This window comes from Patulibacter americanus DSM 16676 (genome assembly GCF_000420025.1).
In the GTDB taxonomy this organism is placed as follows: domain Bacteria; phylum Actinomycetota; class Thermoleophilia; order Solirubrobacterales; family Solirubrobacteraceae; genus Patulibacter; species Patulibacter americanus.
This window is the reverse complement of record NZ_ATUD01000002.1, coordinates 316449-336700: the sequence shown is the minus strand read 5'-3', so window position 1 is coordinate 336700 and position 20252 is coordinate 316449. Positions and strand designations below refer to the sequence as shown.

Annotated in this window: 8 protein-coding genes; all 8 read right to left on the bottom strand. The window is 74.9% G+C overall.

All coding sequences use genetic code 11. The features are described from left to right. The 8 genes from F593_RS27875 to F593_RS0105710 all read right to left on the bottom strand — a co-directional run bounded on the left by F593_RS27875 (nucleotide 1) and on the right by F593_RS0105710 (nucleotide 20093). The gene (locus tag F593_RS27875; RefSeq protein WP_022927802.1) at nucleotides 1–3228 is read right to left on the bottom strand and encodes a lytic murein transglycosylase; all 3228 of its coding nucleotides are present in this window, start codon (nucleotides 3226–3228) and stop codon (nucleotides 1–3) included. Between the two features lie 2 nt (nucleotides 3229–3230). Continuing rightward, nucleotides 3231–4028, bottom strand: a complete 798-nt coding sequence (locus F593_RS0105740; protein WP_022927801.1) for a hypothetical protein — start codon at nucleotides 4026–4028, stop codon at nucleotides 3231–3233. Continuing rightward, nucleotides 4025–8533, bottom strand: coding sequence for a hypothetical protein (locus F593_RS27870; protein WP_157251604.1), 4509 nt, complete (start codon nucleotides 8531–8533; stop codon nucleotides 4025–4027). Before F593_RS27870 ends, F593_RS0105740 begins: the two co-directional genes overlap by 4 nt. Beyond that, complete coding sequence (locus F593_RS0105730) at nucleotides 8530–10248, bottom strand: hypothetical protein (protein WP_157251602.1); 1719 nt, start codon at nucleotides 10246–10248, stop codon at nucleotides 8530–8532. Before F593_RS0105730 ends, F593_RS27870 begins: the two co-directional genes overlap by 4 nt. Continuing rightward, entirely contained in the window at nucleotides 10245–12404 is a 2160-nt protein-coding gene (locus F593_RS0105725) for a hypothetical protein (protein WP_022927798.1), read from the bottom strand. The genes F593_RS0105730 and F593_RS0105725 overlap by 4 nt, the downstream gene beginning before the upstream one ends. 224 nt (nucleotides 12405–12628) lie before the next feature. Beyond that, complete coding sequence (locus F593_RS30550) at nucleotides 12629–14602, bottom strand: substrate-binding domain-containing protein (protein ID WP_022927797.1); 1974 nt, start codon at nucleotides 14600–14602, stop codon at nucleotides 12629–12631. A 322-nt stretch (nucleotides 14603–14924) separates the two neighbouring features. Further along, nucleotides 14925–18323 (bottom strand): hypothetical protein, encoded by a 3399-nt coding sequence (locus tag F593_RS0105715; protein ID WP_022927796.1) that lies wholly within the window; start codon nucleotides 18321–18323, stop codon nucleotides 14925–14927. A gap of 381 nt (nucleotides 18324–18704) precedes the next feature. Then, nucleotides 18705–20093: a substrate-binding domain-containing protein gene (locus tag F593_RS0105710; protein WP_022927795.1), complete on the bottom strand. Its 1389-nt coding sequence runs from the start codon at nucleotides 20091–20093 to the stop codon at nucleotides 18705–18707. Between the last annotated feature and the right edge of the window lie 159 nt (nucleotides 20094–20252).

The window sequence follows — 20252 nt, the reverse complement described above, 5'->3', positions numbered from 1 at the left end:
CTACCGCTCGCCGCGCTTCGCCTTGCGGGCGGCCTTCGACGGCGTCGTCGGCACCTTCGGGTTGTCGATCTCGGCCAGGCGGCCGACGAGCTGCTCCCACTGGGCGGGCTTGAGGATCGCGCTGACCTGACGGCCGAGCTTCGCGTCGCCCGACGAGGCGTCCCGGGGGAACCCGACGTGGATGTGGTCGGCGTGGTCGCCCATGGCCATCGTGTTGTCCGCGCCGGGGAAGGTCATCAGCGAGATGATCTGGTTCGGGCGGGCGGTGCCCTGCAGGCGCAGCAGCATGCGGATGGTCGTGGCGGTGATCGACCCGGCGCCCTGCGTGCCGGCCGTGATCGTGACGCCGTTGACGGCCGCGATGTCCATCGCCGCGCCGTAGGAGTGCGCGGAGACGTTGCCCGAGGCACTCAGGATGCTGTGTCCCGTCTTCAGCGACGTGATCGTGAGCCGCAGGCCGTTGGCGGTCAGGAACTCCATCGCCGCCAGCACGCGGCGGTCGATCTGACCGGCGCGGATGTCACCCCGGCCGGCCTCGTAGATCTGCAGCTTCGGATCCGCGAGCACCCGGGCCTGCAGGCGCTCCTTGCTCAGGAGCAGCAGGCGGCCGACGTCGGGCTCGTCCGCCCGCTCGGCGACGAGCTCGCTGCGGTCGTCGTGCCCGAAGACGGACGCGTCGTCGAGCAGGCGCCAGCCCGCGACGATCGGCCGCGGGTCGATGCGCGGGGCACCCTCCCCCGCCGGCCGGATCGCGAACCGCATGTCGTCGCCACCCATCCGCCCGAGGACGGTGCCCGCCATGACACGGCTGCCGACCTTCAGCGTCCGCAGGCGGACGTCGGAGCGGCGCAGGTCGCCGGCGCGCACGAGGTACGTGCTGATCCGGTCGACCCGCTCCTCCGGCTCGGCCTCGGGCTCCGACGGCGACGCCGGGGCGGCGGGCTCCGGGACCGGGACGGGCGGCATCTCCGGCGCGAGGATCTGCCACAACGGGACGGTCGAGAAGCGCGTGGCGGCGCCCAGCAGCCCGGTCGGCGGCGCGAGCGTCGTGGGCTCGGCGGGCGGGGCCGTCGGGAGGCCCCCGGGGAGCCCCGGGGACAGCGCCGGGAACGGCGGGAGCGCGTCGGTCACGGTCGGCGGCACGGCGCCGGCGCCCGTGGCGGGCACGCCGTCCGTCGTCGTCGGAGGAACCGCAGCGACCGGGTCGCCCGGGGCCGGGACGGCCTCGGTGGCCGTCGTGCCCGGGGTAGGCCCGCCGGGGGCCGGGGCGGCGTCGGGCGCGGGAGTCGTGCCCGGGACCGGGGCCGCGCCCGGAGCCGGGGCGCCCGGGAGCGGTGCGGCCGGCGCAGGCGTGGTCGCGCCCGGGACCGGCGTCGTGGTGCCTGGGGCGGGCGTCGTCGACGGCAGCGCCGGGAAGGCCGGGGCCGCCGGGGCCGCCGGGGCGCCCAGACCGCGGTCGTCGGCGGTGCCGCTGCCGCGACCGGCGTTGCCGCCCGCGTTCTCGGCGGCGGTGCGGGGACGGGACGGCCCGACGCTCGCCGCCGCGCGGCCGGCCGTAGCCGGGGCGGCGACCGCGTCGGCCGCCTTCCCGGCGGCGCGGCGGCGCGGCTGCTCGCCGGCCGTCGCCGGGGTGGTCGGGACGGGGTCGGCGGTGGGCGCCGTGTCCTCGGCGCCCGGGGTGCCGGCGGTCACGTCCGGGGCGGCGGCGTCCTCGCGCGCGTCGGCGTGCGGCTCTTCCGCGTGCTCCTCCCCCGCGTGCGCCTCGTCCTCGTGGTCGTGGTCGTGCTTCTCGTCCTTCTCGGCGCGCTTGCGCGGGACGAGGTGCTTCTCGGCCAGCGTGCCGAGGCCGGAGTACGTGTAGGAGTTGCCGTAGGCGTCGCGGATCTCGACGAAGCGGCCCAGCCGCTCCCCCTCGCCGATGCGCGTGATCGTGCCGTCCTGGACGGCCACGACCGCCGCGTCCTCCGGCGCCGAGACCGGCGCCCACGTGGAGGAGCCGCCGCGGCGCACGACGACGGCGTCGGCCTTCGTGCGGTCGGCCTTTGCGGTCCGGGTCTCGGCCTTCGCGTCGTCGCCCTTCGCGCGATCGGCCTTCGCCGTGCGGGTCTCGGCCCGGTCGTCTTCGGCCTTGGCGTCGTCCCGCTTGACGTCCGCCTGGTCGTCAGCGTCCGTCTTCGCGGAGCCGCCGTCCGTCGCGTCGTCCTCGTCCTTCGCGGCGTCGCGCTGCGCGTCGGCCTTCGCGTCCTCGTCCTCCGGCACGTAGACCGGGAGCTGGGCGAGCGTCAGGCCCGTCAGGGAGGAGACGACGTCGGCGGGCAGCGAGGCGATCGCGCGGGCGCGCTTCAGGACGTCGTTCACGTACCAGTCGGCGTGGTTGTAGGCGAAGACCGCGCGGCGGACGTCGCTCATGCCGCCCGCGGCCTTGAGGTAGCGGGCGGCCGCGAAGATCGCGTCGACCGGGTTGTACGGGTCCTTCTCACCGTCGCCGTTGGCGTCGACGCCGTAGCTCGCCCACGTGGGCGGCATGAACTGCATCCAGCCCTGGGCGCCGGCGCTCGAGACGTTGAGGTTGCGACCGTAGTCCGTCTCGATCTCGTTGATCGCGGCGAGGATCTCCCAGCGGATGCCGTACTGCATACCGGCGGCCTGGTAGATCGGCAGCAGGAACGGCGGGATCCGGAACTGCGCGACGGAGAGCGCGGACAGGCCCGTCGCGGGGGCGGCCAGGATGTCGGCCGGGGTGCGGGCGTCGTCCTTCTTCGCGTCGTCCTCCTCCTTCGCGTCCTTCCCGCCCTTCTCGCCCTTGGCGTCCTTGCGGGCCCTGCGGGCCTTGGCCTCGCGGCGCTCGCGGGCGCGGCGTTCCTTCGCGGTCTCGCGACCCTCGGGCCGCGCCGTGGAGAGCTTGGGGCCGTCCGGGTCGGTGAGGTCCGGCTCGAACGCCGGCGGAGGCGTCGCGCCCAGGCCGGGGGTCGGGGCGGGAACGGCCGGCTGCGTCGTGGTCGACGCGGGCGGCGCGGGCGCGGTGCCCGCCGGCGGGGCCGGGGCGTCCGACGTGGGGGTCGGGGCCGGCGCGGCGTCCGTCGTCGTGGCGGGTGCCGCTGGCGCGGTCGCCCCGGTCGTGGTCGCCGACGAGGGCACCGCTGCGGGCGTGTCGTCCTGGCCCAGGGCCAGGGACGGCGGGATGGCGAGGACGGCCAGGACCGCCAGCACGGGGATCTGCGGACGCACGATCAGTCCTCCGGGGCGTTCTCGCCCTGCTTCTTCGCGAACGCGCAACGGAACCGCTCCGGGCTCGACACGGGCTTGGAGCCGGCGAACCCGCCGGCGTTCTTGTTGTCGAACACCGTCACGTACTGCAGGGAGTCCGGGGCCGGGTCGGCCGGCTGCGGGATGGGCGCGGCCTCGCCGGAGCCCGGGTCGCCCGTGGCGCCCGCGGTCGATCCCGCGCTGCCCGCGGCGCTCGAGCCGGCCGTCGTCGTGACGAGCGTCGAGCTCATCTCGCGGCGGTCGCCCAGGCCGTCCTCGGGCAGGATGTCCGTGGAGGCGGTCGTCGAGTTGTCGTCGAGCGTGCTCGAGAGCTTGACCTCGTCGGCGGCGCCGATCAGCTCCTCGGCCGACGGCAGCCAGCCGCCGAGCTCCACGCACTTCTGGGTGGCGTAGAAGTAGTCGTTCTTCCCGTTGTCCTCCGTCGGCACGGCCTGGACCGAGCTGAGGATGCACCACGAGCCCAGGTCGACCGTGTCGGCCGGGCAGACCGTCGTGATCTGCGTCGCGGTCAGGTCACCGAGCCGCACCGCGGTGCGGGCCTTGTTGACCGTCGGGATCGCCTTGGCCGGGAACTTCTTGTTCTTGCCGAGCCGCAGGATCCCGTACTTCTGCGGGCTGGTGCTCGCGGTCTGCGGGTACTTCGGCTTCGGCGCCGGCTTGGCGGCGCCCACGCCGGACATCGCGAACAGCAGCGCGAGCAGGGACACCACCAACGCGGCCGCGGCGATGATCGTCGGGGAGGGGAGCTGGCGGGTCCTCATCGGGGCCTCCGGTGCCGGGCGGTGACCCGGGAGTCGTGGTCCCGGGTGGTCGCCCGGGCGTAGTCGTAGGGGTACTGGCGGCGGCGACGGGTGCCGACCGCGGTGCCGCCGCCGATGGCGGCGATCAGGACGAGTCCGATCACGGCGGCGGCCTGGCCGGTGCCGTGACCGCCGTCCTGCGAGGCGACGGCGTCGTAGCGGGCGTAGGCCTTGGACGACTCCTCCGCGACCTCCTCGTCGCGCTGGCGCTCGGCCTGCGTGACGGGCTGCGAGACGGGCACGTTGATGCTCGCCCCGCTCGTGCCGGGCGGCGGTGCGGGCGACGCAGCCGCAGGTGGAGGCGGTACCGCCAGCGCCCCGGGGACGAGCGGAGCGATGAACGCCGGGCCGGGCAGGGGCAGCGGCCGCGCCGGGGTCGGCGCGGGTCGCGGCGTCGGCGGCGGCGTGACGGCCGCCGGGGTGACGGGCGGCGCCGGGGCGGGCAGCACCGGCGGCGGCGGCACGACGGCGGCCGGGATCGGCACGTCGACGGCCGGACTGCCGTTCGGCGGCGCCGAGCCGGGCGGCGGCGGCGCGGCGGGTGCCCCGGCGCTCGCCGACGGCTGCGTGAACCGCGAGGGGTTCAGCGGCACCGTGCCGCAGGGGCGCAGCACGCTGCCGTCGCGGACCGTGAGCGTCGTCTTGTACGTCAACCCGCCGGACGAGATCGAGATCGTCGTGGTGCCGGCGTTGAACGGGCAGACGAGCCCGGACGTGGGGTCGGCCACCGGCTTATCCGTCGCCGGGTCGACGAACGGCTTGCGCGGGTTCGTCGACGACGGGTCGACGCGCACGAAGTTCGCGATGTCCGGGTCGCTCGAGGTGAACGTCACCTCGGGGTCGATCCGGGTGGCGGCACAGGCGGCGCGCGTGACGGGGGCGCAGATCGGGCTGGGCAGGCTGACGTAGGCGTCAGCGCCGTCACCGTCGCCCGCGCCCTCCGCCGTCCACCGGCTGCCGGAGCGCGGGCGGCGCCCGAGACCCTCGAACAGCGCGGGCTGACTGCGGTTGAGGACGCGGCCGTCGACCGCGTCGATCGCCAGGTCGTCGAGGACGGGGATCAGGCGCACGGCGGCCGGCGCGCGGTTCGTCGTGGCGTTGCGGGCCGCGAGGTCGAGCTCGAGGAGCAGGAGCCCCGGCACGCCGCGGCCCTCGGGGTCGGCGAGCGGGCGGTACCCCAGGGTGCCGCTCGAGAAGGTCGGGATGGTCGACCCGGAGCCGAACGGGATCGCGCTGCGGCGCTGGGACCCGTCGCCGTCGTAGACGTAGGCCGAGGCCCCGCCGTCGCGCAGCAGGGCGGCCACGCGACCCGCGTCGCTCGCGGCGCCGGTGTCGCTGCTGTCCAGGCTGCGGCTACCGGACACGACGACCGCGATCCCGCGGGTCTTCGCGTCCGCGAGCACGGCCGTCAGCCACGCGGCCTGGTCCTGGGCGGGGTTGCCCGCGGCGTTGCGAGCGGCGAGCGACCCGCCGGCGTTGTCGATGACCACCAGGCGGACCGGCCCGTCACCCGTGGTGACGTCGACCGCGTAGTGGGTGCGCGCCCGGCCGGGGGCCGGCGCCTCGCCGATGGTGACCGGCGTGGTGCCGCCGGCGGCCGGGCTCTGCCCGAAGGGCGCGGCCGCGCCGGCGAGGGCCGCCTCGAAGGACGCGGAGCCGCCGCCCGACAGGTCGCCGGGGGCGACGGCGGGGAACGTCGGCAACGCGTTGCCGGCCAGCAGCGCGCCATAGCGCCCGTGCTCGGCTGCGCTCGCCGCGCCGGGGGCCACGCGGCCGCCCGTGTAGACGAAGGCTCGCGGGCCACGGGCCTCGGCGCCGAGCTGGTTGGCGAGCTGGGCCGCGCGCGACAGCGTCCGGTCCGGAGCGGTGTCGATCGGGGCCAGGTCGGCGCAGGCGCTCGCGCAGGCCGCGTGCCCGCCGACGAGCAGTCGGGCGCGCCCGGCGGGCATCGCCGGCGCCGCCAGGGCGACGTTCGAGGAGCCCTGCGGTCCCGCCGGGTCGTAGCGGCTCACGGACGCGGTCTGGGCCTCGACGACCTCCTCGTCCAGCCGCGCGTTGCCGTGGCCGGTCAGGTCGGGGGCACCGTTCCAGCCGCCCACGGCCCAGCCACGGCCGGTGGCGTCCGCCACGATCGCCAGGTTCGGGTCGGACTTGCGAGCCTGCTCCGACGTCGGCGAGCTGAGCTTCGTGCGCTCCTCGTCGCGCCAGCCGGCCGCGGTCTCGCGCAGCAGGTAGCCCTCGGCGGGCAGGCTGAACGCGTCGCGGCGGGGCGACGGCAGCGCCGGGTCGGCCGCCGGGATCGTCGTGTCCCTGGTGGTCGGCCAGATCTGGTTGCTCACCGAGACCAGGGCGCGCACGCGCTCGCCCTCGCGGAACGCCGCCACGGCGATCGCCGAGCCGGTGAGCGGCTGGTCGCTGAAGCGCCACGGGCCGCCGGCCCGGTCGCGCTCCATCACGAGGCCCTTGTCGTCGCCGGTGGTCCCGACGGCGACGGCGCCACCGTCGGGGAGCCCCGCGACGGCGAGGACCCGCCCGCCCGAGCGCTTCATCAGCGCGGCGACGCCCTCGTCGGTCTTCCAGCCGGACCCGTCCTCGACGAGCACGCCGGAGGAGCCGGCCGCGGCCAGGGCCTGACTTCCGGCGAAGGCCACGCCGTAGAGGTCGGCCTTCCCGCCACCCGGGCCGGCCGTCGCGGCGTCGGCGGGCAGCTCCATCGGCTCCCAGCTCTTGCCGTACCGCAGGAGGACGCCGTCGCGGCCGACGGCGAACCCGCGCTCGGGATCGCCGGGCTGGAACGCGATGCCCGTGAGGTGGCCGACGAAGTCGTACGGCGCGGCGGGATCGGACTCCCACAGGCCGGTCACGCGGCGCCAACGCCACATCGTGCCTTCGTCGCCGACCGCGTAGGCCGTGTCGGCCGTCGGCCAGGCGACGCCGCGCAGGTTGTCGCGGGCGACGCCACCGGGCTCGAGCCGGACCTCGCTGTCCCAGCCCTGGCCAGGGGTGTAGCGCAGGACGTTGCCCGCGAGCCCGACGGCGAGCGCCGGAGTGCCGATGTCGCCGGGCGTGCCGGGGGCCGAGGCCACCGCGGTCAGGGGCCGGCGGACGGGCACGGACCACGCCGCGAGCGGCGAGGCGGGGCGCGACGTCGTGATGTGGACGTCGCCGATCCAGCCCTCGGTCAGGCTCGAGAAGGCGATCCCGCCGTTGCCCGCACCGAACGAGGCGGAGACGGACCAGCCCCGGCCGTCGAAGGTCGCGTAGCGCGCGCCGAGGCCGATGACGCGCGTGCCGTCGCCGGGGCCCGCGAACGCCTGGGAGCGGGTGCTCCGGCTCACGTCGAACCCGAGAGTGTCGTCGCACAGGCCGCCGTCGCACCAGGTGCGGGTGCCCGAGGCTGTGCGGTGCAGGATGACGCTGCGGACCGTGCCGTTCTGGCGGAACGTCGCGTCGATCCACACGCCGCCGGCGGTGGAGGTCAGCGCACGGCCGCCCGGGAGTCCGGCCACCTCGGTGATGCCGTCGGCCGGCGTGGCGTCCGCGGCGAACCGGGGGGCGCCGAGATCACGCAGGCGCCAGCGTACGTCGGGGCCCTCCCCCGTGCGCTCGAACAGCACCAGGCCGCGCCCCGCGTCGGCGTGGGCGCGGGCGAGCAGCCACGCGCTCCCGCCCTCGCTCGCGGCGGCCGAGACGAGGGTCAGGCCGGAGCGCGAGTCGTCGAGCGTGTCCGCGTCGTCGCAGCCCGCGGGCGTGGTGTTGGCGGCGTCGTCGGCGACGCAGAGCTGCTCGCGGGACCACGCGTTGCCGTCCCACCGGGCGATGCCGTCCTCGAGGGGCCGCCCGGCGATGCCCGCGAAGACCTCGGTGCGGCCGTCGGCGAGGGCGCGGCCGGCGAAGACCGTCGGCGAGAGGCTCTCGTCGGGGGTGCTGCCGGAGCCCGGGCGCAGGACGTCGGTGCCGGGGCGCGACAGCACCCGCGTGGGGCCGACCGCGTCGCGGGCGAGCAGGACGGCGCGCTGGCCCTCCGGCCGGCGCCGGTCGTTGCCGGCGAGCACGAGCCCGCCGCGGGCGGTGACGCGCCCGTCGGTGAGGTCGCCCGGGTACGGGGCGCCCTGCTCGTCCTGCGGGGACTGGACGGTGCGCCAGCCCTCGTCGGGGCGGTAGCGGACGATTCCCGTCGGGGTCTCGGGGAGCTCGGCGCCGTCGACGGTCTTGGGCTGCGGGACCGTGGCGTCGGCGTCCGTGAAGCCCCAGGCCTCGTTCGGGGCGCCGCCCTGCGCGGCGCCGCCGAGCAGCGTGGCGTGGGAGGCCGGGCCGATCTGCGACTCGATGCCGACGGGGCCTGACGCGGACTGCGCCCGGACGGCGTCCGGAGCGTCGAGGAGGAGGGCCGCGGCGGGCGCACCCGCGAGCAGCGCGACGAGCGCCGCACCCAGGCGGCGCCGGCGACGGATGCGGGGGCTCACGACGCGGGCCCCGTGCCGGCGACGTCGCCCGAGCCGGCGGTGCACTCCGGCGTCGTCAGCTCCTTCAGCGAGAACTTGATGTTCTTCGGGAAGCTCTTGCGGCGCACCGACACCGTCAGCTTGCGCGTGCCGGCCTTCAGCGCGCGCGGCTTGACCCGGGCCACCGTGCGCTTGCCGCGCTTGAACGTCACCCCGACCCGGGCGCGACGGGCGAGACGGAACCGGATGATGAGCGTGACCTTCGCGTTGGCCTGGCGGCGCTGCAGCTTCGTCAGCTTGCCCGTGGTGGCCTTGACCCGCGTGACGAGCGCCGGGGGTGCCGCGCACTCGATGGCGGCCTCCGCGTCGGCCTCGGTCGGCAGCTCGACGGGCGGGGCGAGCAGGCGGGAGTCGTCCGCTGGCGGATCGTCGGCGATGGCCTGTGCCGCCGCTTCGTTCGGCCGGATGGAGATCGTGCCCTGGAACGCGGGGTCCGTGTCCCGGGCGGAGGTCGCGCCGGTCGAGCGGCGGTAGAGATAGCCCTTCGCGGTCGCGGCCCAGCAGTCGTTCGCCGTGCACGCGACGGCCGTCGCGGCGCCCCGGGCGGCGGGGCCGGTCCGGCGGTCGAGCTCGACGGTGCGTACCGCGCCATCGGCGGCGATATGGGCGACGGACGGAGCGGACGAGTCGCCCGAGATGAACCCGCCGCCGACCTCGGAGTCGGTGAGCGTGGCCCAGGCCTCGCCGGCGCCCGGCACGGCGGCGACGGACCCGAACCAGCGGTCCGTCGGCAGCGTGCCGGAGAGCGGCACCTCCTGCCACGGGCCGTCGCCGTCCTTGCGCACCGCGACCGGCGTGCGCTGGACGACCCCGTTGGCCGCGGCGGGCCCGGAGCCCGCGCCGCCGCCGACGGCCCAGGCCGTCCTCCCGTCCGTGTCCATGGAGCGCAGGTCGGTGCCGTCGGCCGGCACGCCCTCGACCGGGGTCGGGACGAAGGGGTCGTTGACGAAGGAGAACCCGTCGATGCGGTGCAGCAGCGCGGGGACGTCCTCGGGGCTGCGGAGGAACGGCGGCTGGGCGCCGACGCCGGCGCCGATCCCGGCGAAGGTGCTCTCGAGCACGGCGCCGCCGTGCGTGATCAGGTCGGAGACGCCGCGGCCCTGGCCGTTGACGACGGGGCGCAGCTCGGTGCCGTCCCAGTGCAGGTGGAACGCCCCCGGCTGGGTGCCGTCGGCGCCGAGCGAGCCGACGCCTCCGAACCAGCAGTCGTTCGCGGAGCGGCAGGTCGCCGCGTTCACGGGCACCGACGGACCGAACGCGGGCACGTTGTAGAAGCTGTACGAGCCGACGACGGCGCCATCCTTGAAGTGGCAGAGGCCGGTGCCGCTCGCGGCGGAGCCCGCGCTCGGGACGGTGATCGTCCAGAACTCCGTCGGTCCCGCCCAGGCGATGCGGGAGTTCTGCCCGCCACCGCAGACGGTCGAGAGCTGGTGCCACGACTCGCCGTCCCAGCTGTAGAGCCCGGCGGGGACGCTGTTGTTGCCCGCGACCGTCATGAGCCCGCGGTTCGGCGCCCAGAAGGAGAGGTCGCCGACGAACCCGGCCGGCACGGACAGGGTGCCGCCGGCGGGAGCGGGGAGCCTGACCTCGTCCCACTCCGCCGCACCGGCGACGCCGCCACCGGCGGCGACCGCGAGGGCCGCGCTGGCCACGAGGGTGGTGAACAGACGCCTCATCGGGTCCTCCGGGTGGCCGCGGAGGCCTTCGTGGTCTTGCGCTGCTTCTTCGGGGTCGCCGCGGTCACGTACGCGCGGCGGAGCGCGTAGGACCTCGTGGCGGACGTCGGCGCTGCGCCCTGCGGGCGGAACGTCACGGCCAGCTTCACGGCGAGGCGGTGCGGCGAGCGACGCAGGGCCGCCCGCGCCTTCGCGCCGACCTTGACCTTGACCTGGACGGTGCCGGCGCGCTTGGGGCGCTGGGTCGTGGTGCCCACCGTGACGGTCGTGGAGCGCTTGCGCCCGCGAACCTTGCGGGTCGCGGTGCCACGCGCAGTGGCCGTGAGCCGCCCGCCCGTCGGTAGCCGCACCGCGAGGGTCGCGGTGCCGGTGCGCTTCGAGACGACGACGCGGCCGAGGGTGACGAAGTACCGCGACGGGAGCGCCCGGGGAGCCGTCGTGTCGACCGGCGGCGCAGGCAGCACCGGCGGCACCGCATGCTCGCCACCCCCGCCGGCGCCGCCCTGGCTCACGGTGCGGGCGACCAGCACGTCCTCGACGCCGTTGGCGTCGCCGACGAAGAGGTTGCCGTCCGGGGCGGGGAAGGCGACGGCCGAGCCGTCGGCCGACGGGAACGCGGCGGACGGCGGGGTCGTCGTCTGCGACTCAGTGGCGTAGTCGCTCCCGTTGGGAGCGCGCGTGACGAGCTCCACGGTGCGCGCGTCGAGGTCGACGGAGAAGACGTTGAACGGCAGGAGGCTCGCGGTCGGGAAGCTGCCCACGGCCTGCAGCCCGTCGAAGCGGTTGTCGCGCGAGACGAACGTCGCGTGGCGACCGTCGGCCGCGAGGCGGCCGTTCTGCGCGGCCTGGCGTCCGTTCGTCACCGGGTTGGACCACGCGACGGTCACGGCCGTCCGCCGCGGCAGGCCGGCCCGCATGTCGGCGAGGTAGGCCGTGGACGGCCGGAACGCCGGGACGTCGTACGGACGCCGGTACGCGGACGAGCTGAACAGCACGCGTCCGCCGGTGCCACTGATCCCCTGGAGCCGCAGGGCGCTCGAGTTGCTGGTCGTGTCGCCCGCGCTGCGCTGGTCGAACCCCTCGCTGGTGACGAACGGCCCGTAACACGGCCCGGTCGCCGTATCGCTCGGCGAGTAGGACTGCGGATCGCACCCGGGGTCGTCCGGGTCCGCGGCGCCGGCGACACGACGGCTGGGTGCCGTGATGCGATCGAGGTCGCGCCACAGGAGCGCGGGTGGCGACCCGATGGCACCCTCGCGAGGAAGCGTGGGCGTCTGGAGCTCGGCGTTCCCCGCCATCCAGACGACCTTCCCGCCGTCGGCGCTGATGGCGACATCGGGGGCCTGGACGCCCGGTCCCGGGGCGGGCTGCGGCGCCGGGGTGCCCGCGGCCGAGGAATCGGTCTTCGCCCGGCTGATCAGACGCGTCGTACGGGCGTCGAGGTCACGGACCCACACCTGCTGCGCCGGGGTGGTGGCGGCGACCGCGGCCGGCAGGGTCGACACGCCGCGGGACACGAACACCGCGCGGCGCCCGTCGGCGCTGAGGGCGTAGCCGGCCACGCCGGGCTCGCTGCCTACGGCCGGATCCGCGTAGTCGGCGCCGACGATCCCGCCGTCCTGGGCCGAGACGAGCTCGTAGGACGCGGCGGCCGAGACCGGACTCGTCATGTCGCGCAGGTACACGTCGGGGCTCGCGGAACCCCGGTCGTCCGCGCCCGCGAGCCGGGCGGTCGTGCCGAAGAGGACGTAGCGCCCGTCGTGGCTGATGCCCGAGGGCGCGCTGCGCGTGCCCGTGCCCCGCGGCGTCCCGTCCTCGCGCCGCACCCGCTGCGGCGGGGCGACGAGGAGGATCTCGCCGGTCACGAGGTCCTTGCGGACGATGCCGCCGACGTAGCGCTCGTCCTCGTCCGGCGGGTCGCCGAGCAGCACGGAGGCCTGCGTCTCGAACACGACGTAGCGGCCGTCACCGGAGAGCAGCGCCGAGGCGCTGCGGTCGTCGCCGAGCAGGAAGCCCGTGGCGGACGCCGGGGTGGCGCCGGGCTTCCAGGCGGCGGAGGCCGGCGTGGCGGCGACCGTCGCGACGGCGCCGGCGGCGAGCACGGCGGAGAAGAGGGCGACGCCGGAGCGGCGCGGGCTCGGCACGGAGGCCGTCACCGGTAGACGCAGGGAACGGAGGGCAGGTTGACGGAACACCGGCCGGGGACTGTACGGGCGGCACTCGACCCACTCGTGAACTTCATGGGAACCCGACGAAAACACATCGTGAACGACTCGTGAACGCCGGAGCGGACGCGCCGAACCGCACGGGAAACGGCCACAGAACGGCGAGGGCCGGCCCCTGAGGACCGGCCCGGACGCCGCTGCGGATCTAGCGCGGTTCAGCGCTTGATCTTGACCTTGACGGTCTTGGTGACCGTCGTCTTCTTGCCGGTCTTCGCCGTGAACGTCACCTTGAAGGTGACCTTCTCGGTGCGACCGGGCGTCAGCGCGCGCTTGCCGGCGCCCGACGGGGTGACGACGAGCAGGAGCTTGCCGCCCTTCTTGACCGTCAGCGTGCCCTTGCCGATGGTCAGGCGCTTCTTGCCCTTGCGGGTGGTCGCGGTGACCGAGAGCTTGCCGGCGGCCGACGGGGAGACCGTCAGCGCGATCCGGCGGCCCTTGACGCCTACGGCCTTGGACAGCGTGACCTTCGCCGCCGGAGCGGGCGCCGGAGCCGGAGCGGGCTTCGGGGCCGGTGCGGGCGCCGGAGCCGGCTTCGGGGCCGGAGCCGGTGCGGGGACCGGGGTCGGGTTGTTGCCGCCGCCGGTGTTGCCACCGCCGTTGCCGCCGGTGTCGCCGCCGCCGGTGTCACCGCCGCCCGGGGGCGTCACGACGACCGGGTTGCCGTTCCACGTCAGCGAGCTCTGCGCCGCCTGGGCGACCTCGAGCATGCTGCCCTTCGCGGCGCCGCCCGTCTTCTCGTCGACGGTCGGGAGCCCCTGGTAGCCGTTGGCCGCAAGCGCCACCTGGCCGCCGTTGGCGTTCAGGACGTAGCCCAGGTAGTCCTTGACAGCGCGGGCCTGGCCCTGCGTGTAGGGCTTCTTGTCGGCGGCGATGCCGACGTTCGCCTTCAACATGTCCTGCCACACGAGCTCGTACGTGAGCGCGCAGAGCGGGTAGTCCGTCTCGGACGCGCTGGCGTTGACGTTGGCCCAGCTCTCCGTCACGGCGGGCAGCGTGGGGCTGGTGCCGTTCTGGTAGCTCGTGTTGCGGCAGTTGGAGCCGGTGTTCGACGTGCCGGCGGTGTCGCCGAGCGCCGGGCTACGGAACTCGTTCTTGCGGTTCGCCACGCTGACCCAGAAGGTCGTGTCGGACTCGTCGACCTGGCCCGCCTTCGGGTTGTCCACGGGCGGGTTGGAGCCCGGGATCTTGGCCGGCTCCACGTTGCTGTCGAACCCGCGGGCGCGGGCGGCGGCGAGGTCGGCGTAGCCGATGCCACCGCCGGCGAGCCCGTTCAGCGTGTCGAGCAGCGGACCGGCGCCGTTGGAGGTCGGCTTGACGACCTGCGTGGCACCGGTGTCGTTCGGCCACTGCTGGTTCGTCAGCGCGCTCGTGAAGTCCGACGTGTCGATGTCGCGCAGGTAGTTCTTGAACGCGAACGTGGTGCCCGAGGAATCGAGGCGCACGACGCGCTTGACCGGCGCCGTGTCGCAGCCCGCACCGGTGATGCCCGGCAGGATCTGGCCCCACTGGGTGTAGTTCGCGTTCGCGGCGAAGGCGCCCTCGAGGACGGCGCGTGTCATCCGGCGGGCCGAGCCGGGAACGGTGCAGCCGGCCGGGAGCTTGACGACGGTCGCGACGGAGCTCTGGGCGACCGGCACGGTGAGGAGCACGGCGTCGTCGGTCGTGGACGCGGTCGAGGGGCCCTGGTTGGCCTTCTCGAGCTGGCCGGTGCTCGGCGGCTCGTCGGCTGCGGCGAACTGGAAGTCCGTGTTGCGCACGCCGGCGACGCCGGCGCTCGTCGACGCGCCCATCGCGTTGCGGCCGTCGCCCGAGCCGCGGGGCTCGTACGTGACCTTCATGCCGGAGCTGGAGCCGACGCGGAAGTCGACGCAGCCGCCGTTGGCGAACGTGGCGCGGCCGAAGCCGTTGTCCTCGGCGGCCGCCGGGTCGGGCTGAAGCATCTGGGCGCCCCAGGCCAGGTGGGCCTGGCGCTGGAAGGAGGCGCCGATGCCCGCGATGGACGACGTGCCCTCGCACTGCGTGTCGTGGGCGGCGTCAAAGGCGGCGTTGGCGCCGCCCGGAAGGATGGCGAGCGCGCAGACGGCGCCCGCCGCGGCCGCGCTTACGCGCAGACCGGTGGTGGTCCTCATCGTGTTGGTGCTCCTGAGAGAGGTGGACCCGGGCGACGGCGCCGCCGGGACACGCGCACTCTCGTTGTCACGGAGCCCGCACCGGTGAACATCGCGTAGCCAGGACGTGACCGTTACGTCACACCTGTTCACGCGATCGTCACCGTGTCGACGGACGTTGTAGTCCGTACGGGCGGGACGCGGGTGCCGCGGCGCGGCGCGCGCGACGGGCAGACTGGCCCGTCTGGTGCCCCGCTGGCGCGGCTCTCCGCGCACCACCCCGCCGCCGTCGCGCACGTCCCGAGCTCGTGCGCCGCCCACGGGCGGCGCACGAGACCTGCGGTCACCGCTTGATCTTGACCTTCAGCGTCTTGGTGACCGTCACCTTGACGCCGTCCTCCCCCGTGAACGTCACCTTGAACGTGACCTTCGCGGTGCGTCCGGCCTTCAGGGCCTTCTTGCCCTGGGACGACGGCTTGACCGTGATCTTGAGCGCGCCGGCCTTCGTCGCCGTCGCGCGGCCCGAGCCAACCGTCACGCGCTTGCGGCCCTTGCCGGTCGTCGCCGAGACCGTCACGCGGCCCGCGGCGGAGGGCGCCACCGTCAGCGTGATCTTCCGGCCCTTCCCGCCGACCGCCTTGGCGGAGACCGAGACCTTCGGCTTCGCGACCTGCGCCGGCGGCTTCGGGCCCGGGCCCGGCGGGGGCGTGGGCCTTGTCGGGACGGGTGTCGGGTTCGTCGGCGTGGTCGGCGTCGGCGGCTGGTTGCCCCCCGGATTGCCGGGGCCGCCCGGGTTGCCGGGGCCGCCGGGGTTCCCCGGGTTGCCCGGGTCGATCACCGGCGGCGCGGGCACCCGGACCGTCGCGCTGCGGGCGGGCTCCGAGGCACCGGCCTCGTTCACGCCCCGGACCTGGCAGCGCAACGCCTTCCCGGCGTCCGCATCCGTCACGCGGTAGGCCGCGCCCGTCGCACCCTCGACCACCGCGCCGTCGCGCAGCCATGCGTACCGGTAGGACGTCGGCACCGGGTTCCACTGACCCTCCGTGCACGTCAGCGTCTGCCCCACCTGAGGCGTACCCGTGACCCCGGGGGCGCCGTCGTTGACGGGCACACCTTGGACGATCGCCACCGACTCGCTGTCGGTGCTCGTCGGCCCGACCGCGTTCTCCGCCGTCTCGCGGCACGCGACCTGCTTCGAGATGTCCGCCTCGCGAACCGTGTAGGTCACGCCCGTCTGGCCGGCGATCGGCGCACCGTCACGCAACCACGCGTAGCTGCGGGTGACCGAGCCGCCTTCGTAGGACCCCGCGCGACACGTCAGCGTGCTGCCCTCCGCCCGCCTGCCGAGCACGGTCGGCTTCGCCGTCGACACGGGTGCCTTCGTCACGACGCCGAAGCCGAGGAACCCCGCCTGCGGGACGCCGTCGAAACCGCCCGCGATCACCCCCGGCACGAGCACCAGATCTCCGGCCGCCCGGACCTCCGTCGAGACGGGGCTGACGGCGCGGAACGGCGGGTTGACATCTGCGGCGACGTTGCCCGGATTCCAGCCCGTCACGGTACCCGCGGGCGTGACCGAGGCCAGGCCGGAAGGACGCGGCCGCCCCTGCGCTGTGGTGAAGCCGTTGCTCCAGGCTCCGATCAGGTAGACCGTGCCGTCGGCCGTCGTCGAGACCGTTCCGACGTTGCCGTCGAGCGCCGGATCCCAGCTCGTGGCCGCGCCCGTCGTGGGATCCAATGCCGCCGCTCCGCGGCGCGTCTGCCCACCGATCACGCCGTTGAACTGTCCGCCGACGTAGACGACGTCGGCGGCCAGAGCTAGGTCGTGGATCGTGGCGGGCGACTGCGGCGCCCAGGCGGTCGGCACATCCGTCTGCCCCGCGAACGCCGCGAGGCGCAGGCGGTCCACCACCGGTGCGCCGATCTTCGTGAACGTGCCGCCGACGTAGATCGTGCCGTCCTCCGCCAGCTCGATCGCGTTGACCGTCCCGGTCGTCGGCGCCGGACGCCATGCCGTGGGCGCACCGGTGGTCGCCGCGGTCGCTGCGAGCCGCGGACGATCCACCCCGCCCAGCGTCGTGAAAGAGCCGCCCAGGTAGACGGCGTTGCCGTCCTGCGACACCGCCATGTCGACCACGGCCGCGCTCGGCGCAGGGTCCCACGGACGGACGGCGTCGGCGCCGGAACCCGTGCCGGCGGTTGCCACCGCGCCGACCTTCAGCCGCGGCACGCCGTTGAGCGCCGTCATCGCCGAGCCCGCCACGTACATCGTGGAGCCGTCCGGGGAGAGCTCGAGGTCGTTGATGTTGCCGCCGCCCGTCACCTCGGGCGCCCATTCCAGGATCTCGTCGCGCACGACATCGATCGCCGCGAGGCCCTTACGGGCCTGGGTGTTCGCCGCCGTGAACGCCCCCGCGGCCCAGACCCGACCGTCGGACACCGCCAGCGAGCTCGCGCCGCCGCACACGTCAGGTGAGCCGAGGCGCGGGTCCCACGCGGTGCGCTGGCCGGTGGAGCGTGAGTACGCCGCGGGACAGACTTCATACTCGGGGGACATCGCGAGACTGCCCCCTGCGTACACCGCGTCGTCGGTCACCGTCAGCGCGCTCCCGGCCCCAGCCTTCGCGGGCGGGTTCCACGCTGCCGCTGCCCCGGTCGCAGGATTCAGCTCCGCCAGTCCGCTCCGCGACGGCTGCGTCGCCTGCGACCCGATCTTCGTGAACGCGCCCGAGACGTACAGCGTCCCTGATCGTGCAGCGATCGCGGCGATCGACCCGTCCGGATTCGCCTCGAGGTTCCGTACCGCGCCAACGCCGGCGAGGTCGACGGCCCTGACCGTCCCGAGGTACGTGTTCGACCCCGGTGACGGCGCGGCGTTGTACGCGAGGAACACGGTCGACCCGTCGACTGCCACCAGCTCGGCGTCGTTCGGCGTCAAACCGGCCGGCGCCCACGGACGCGGCGCGCCCGTGTCACCCGACACCAGCGCCAGACCCGACCGGGGCTGCCCACCCACGCTGGAGAACGTCGGGTCGCCGCCGTTGACGTTCGGGATGTTCCCGACGAGCAGCACGTCGGACCCCGCGGCGTACAGCCGCGCAACCCGGCCGGCGTTCAACGCCGGCGCCCAGTCGGTCAGCGCGCCGCCGGCATCCACCGCCGCCAGACCCGCACGCGGCTGACCATCGACCTTCGTGAACGCCCCCGAGACGTACACCGTGCCGTCTGCCGAGACGGCCACGTCGCGAACGGCGGCCGGCTCGCCGGCATCGTTCGTGAACCGCAAGGCCAACGACATGTCCGCAGACCCCGACGCGTCCAGGTGCGTCCAGTTGCTCGGCAGCGGCGCTCCCGCGATCGATGGCGCCGATCCGCCCTGGTTGAAGGCCCCGACTCCGACGACGTACACCCCCGCGTCACGGTCGGCCACGACGCGGTCGGCGGTGGCGTAGTTCGCGGTCGCGCCGGCGACCACCTCGGGCACCTCGCGGTCCAGCACGCCCGTCGTCGGGTCGACCGCGGCGACGCCGGCCGCCCGGACTCCCACGGCCAGGGGCCCGCCCAGGTAGAGGGTGTCGCCTAGCTGTTCGGTGGCGTGGACCTCACTCCCCGCGACGATCCGCGAACCCGGGAGGATCCCCGAGTCCGTCGCGGCCTGCGCGACACCGGCGGTTCCGCCGAGTGCGGCTGCGGCCAGCGCGCCGACGACGGTGGAGCGGAGCAGGCGCCTCGAGCGGCGCACGGATGAGCGGGGATCTGGGGGTGACACTGACATCGAGGATCCGATCGGTTCGGGACGGGAGCGGCACGCGGGGCGCCGACACGGCATGCCGGGGACACGCTAGGACTCTCGCCGCTCGAGAACGTGAACGACTTGCAACCGACGACGTGTCGGTTGACGTCGATTGACGCCTGAGTGTTATGACCCACAGCCCCGGTGACGATTCGGTGAAGGCGTACGCACGCCTCGGACGCACGACGGCCGGAGCGAAGCGCTCCGGCCGTCGATGTCCCTGATGATCGGTCGCGGCCTCGGGCCCGCCCAAGCGGAGCAACCCTGGGTCGCGTCGGTTTGCGACCTACGGTCCGGCCGCGATGCGGCCGGACCGCGGGCGCAAGCGCCCTAGTAGTTCAGGGCGTTAACGCCGGTCTGCGCGATCGCGCGAACGCCGCCCGGGAGCGGGGCATAGCCGGCCGCGGCGAGCTGGGACTGACCGCCGGCCGCGTTGATGGCGAAGCCGAGGTAGTCCTTGACCGCGCGGGCCTGGTCCTGTGTGATCGCCGGCTGACCCGCCGGGCGGTTCACGTTCGCCAGCGACGCCTGCTGCCAGGCGAGGGAGTAGGTCAGCGCGCAGATCGCGTAGCCGGTGGCGGTCGTCACCGCGTCGACGTTCGACCAGCTTCCCGTGGTCGTCGGAAGCGGCGACGTCGCGGGGAGGGTGGGGTCGGCGTAGGAGACCGTCGTGCAGTTGGAGCCCCGAGCCGTGCCCGTGGCGGAGGAGCTGTTGTTGACGGCCGGGGTGGCGTAGGTGCCGTTGGCGCGCTGGACGTAGGTCCAGAACGTCGCGTCGCTGTCACCGCTCCAGTCGAACGTCTTGTCGCGCGACGTCGCCAGGTCGGCGTACGCGATGCCGCCCTCGGCCGTCCGCGCGTTCAGCGCGTCCAGCTGCGGACCGGCACCGTTCGCTCCGCCGCGAACGACCGTCGTGGCGCCGGCGTCGTTGGGCCACTGCTGGTTCGTGAGACCGGCGCTGGGGCCGAAGCTCGCCGAATCGATCGACGCCAGGTACTTCTTGAACGCGAACGTCGTGCCGGAGCTGTCCGCGCGCACCACGCGCTTGACCGGCGCGTCGGCGCAGTCGCCGCCGGCCGTCGTGCCCGTGATCGCCGGCAGGACCGCGCCCCAGGTCGTGTAGCCGGACTTCGCCGCGAAGACGCCGGCCAGCGCCGTCCGGCTGATCTGACGATCCTCGGCGGCCTCCAGGACCTCGCAGCCCGCCGGCAGCCGCACGTCGACCGCGACCGAGGACTGCGCGACCGGGATCGTGTGCAGCGTGGCGTTGTCGGTCGTCGCCGTCGTCGGACCCGCGTTGGCGGCCGCGAGCTGCGCCGTGTTGTGCGGCTCGTCGGCGCCGCCGAAGGCGAAGTTCGTGTTGCGGACGCCGCCCGTGGCGCCGAACGCGTTGCGGCCGTCGCCGGAGCCGCGGGGCTCGTACGTGACCGAGCGGCTGCCGCCCACGGCGAACGCGGCGCACCCGCCGTTGGCGGCGGTCGCGTAGCCGAAGCCGGTGGGGTTCGGGCCGCCCTCGTTCGGGAGGAGGAGCCTGGCGCCCCAGGCCAGCTGCGCGTCGCGCTGGAACGATGCGCCGATGCCGGCGATCGAGCCTGCGTTCTCGCACTGGGTGTCGTGCGCGGCGTCGAACGCGGCGCTCGCGCTGCCCGGGATGAGGGCGAGCGCGGCGGCCGCGCCGGCCACCGCGATGCCCGTACGGATCATGGAGTTGTGAGACATGAGTTCACCTTGGGATGGGGGACTGGCTCGCCGCCCGGGGGCGGCGGCGGCCTCGTCGAGCCGCTGTACGCATGGTCGCCCCGGGATGCACCCCAATCGTGAACAGTCTGCTACTTATCACGTACATATGACGTTAACGCCATGAGGCGCCCGGCCTGC

What these genes read in the sequence shown, in the direction of transcription:
- F593_RS30550 (WP_022927797.1), bottom strand. Translation starts at nt 14,602, where the DNA reads ATGAGGACCACCACCGGTCTGCGCGTAAGCGCGGCCGCGGCGGGCGCC.
- F593_RS0105730 (WP_157251602.1), bottom strand. Translation starts at nt 10,248, where the DNA reads ATGAGGCGTCTGTTCACCACCCTCGTGGCCAGCGCGGCCCTCGCGGTC.
- F593_RS0105710 (WP_022927795.1), bottom strand. Translation starts at nt 20,093, where the DNA reads ATGTCTCACAACTCCATGATCCGTACGGGCATCGCGGTGGCCGGCGCG.
- F593_RS0105740 (WP_022927801.1), bottom strand. Translation starts at nt 4,028, where the DNA reads ATGAGGACCCGCCAGCTCCCCTCCCCGACGATCATCGCCGCGGCCGCG.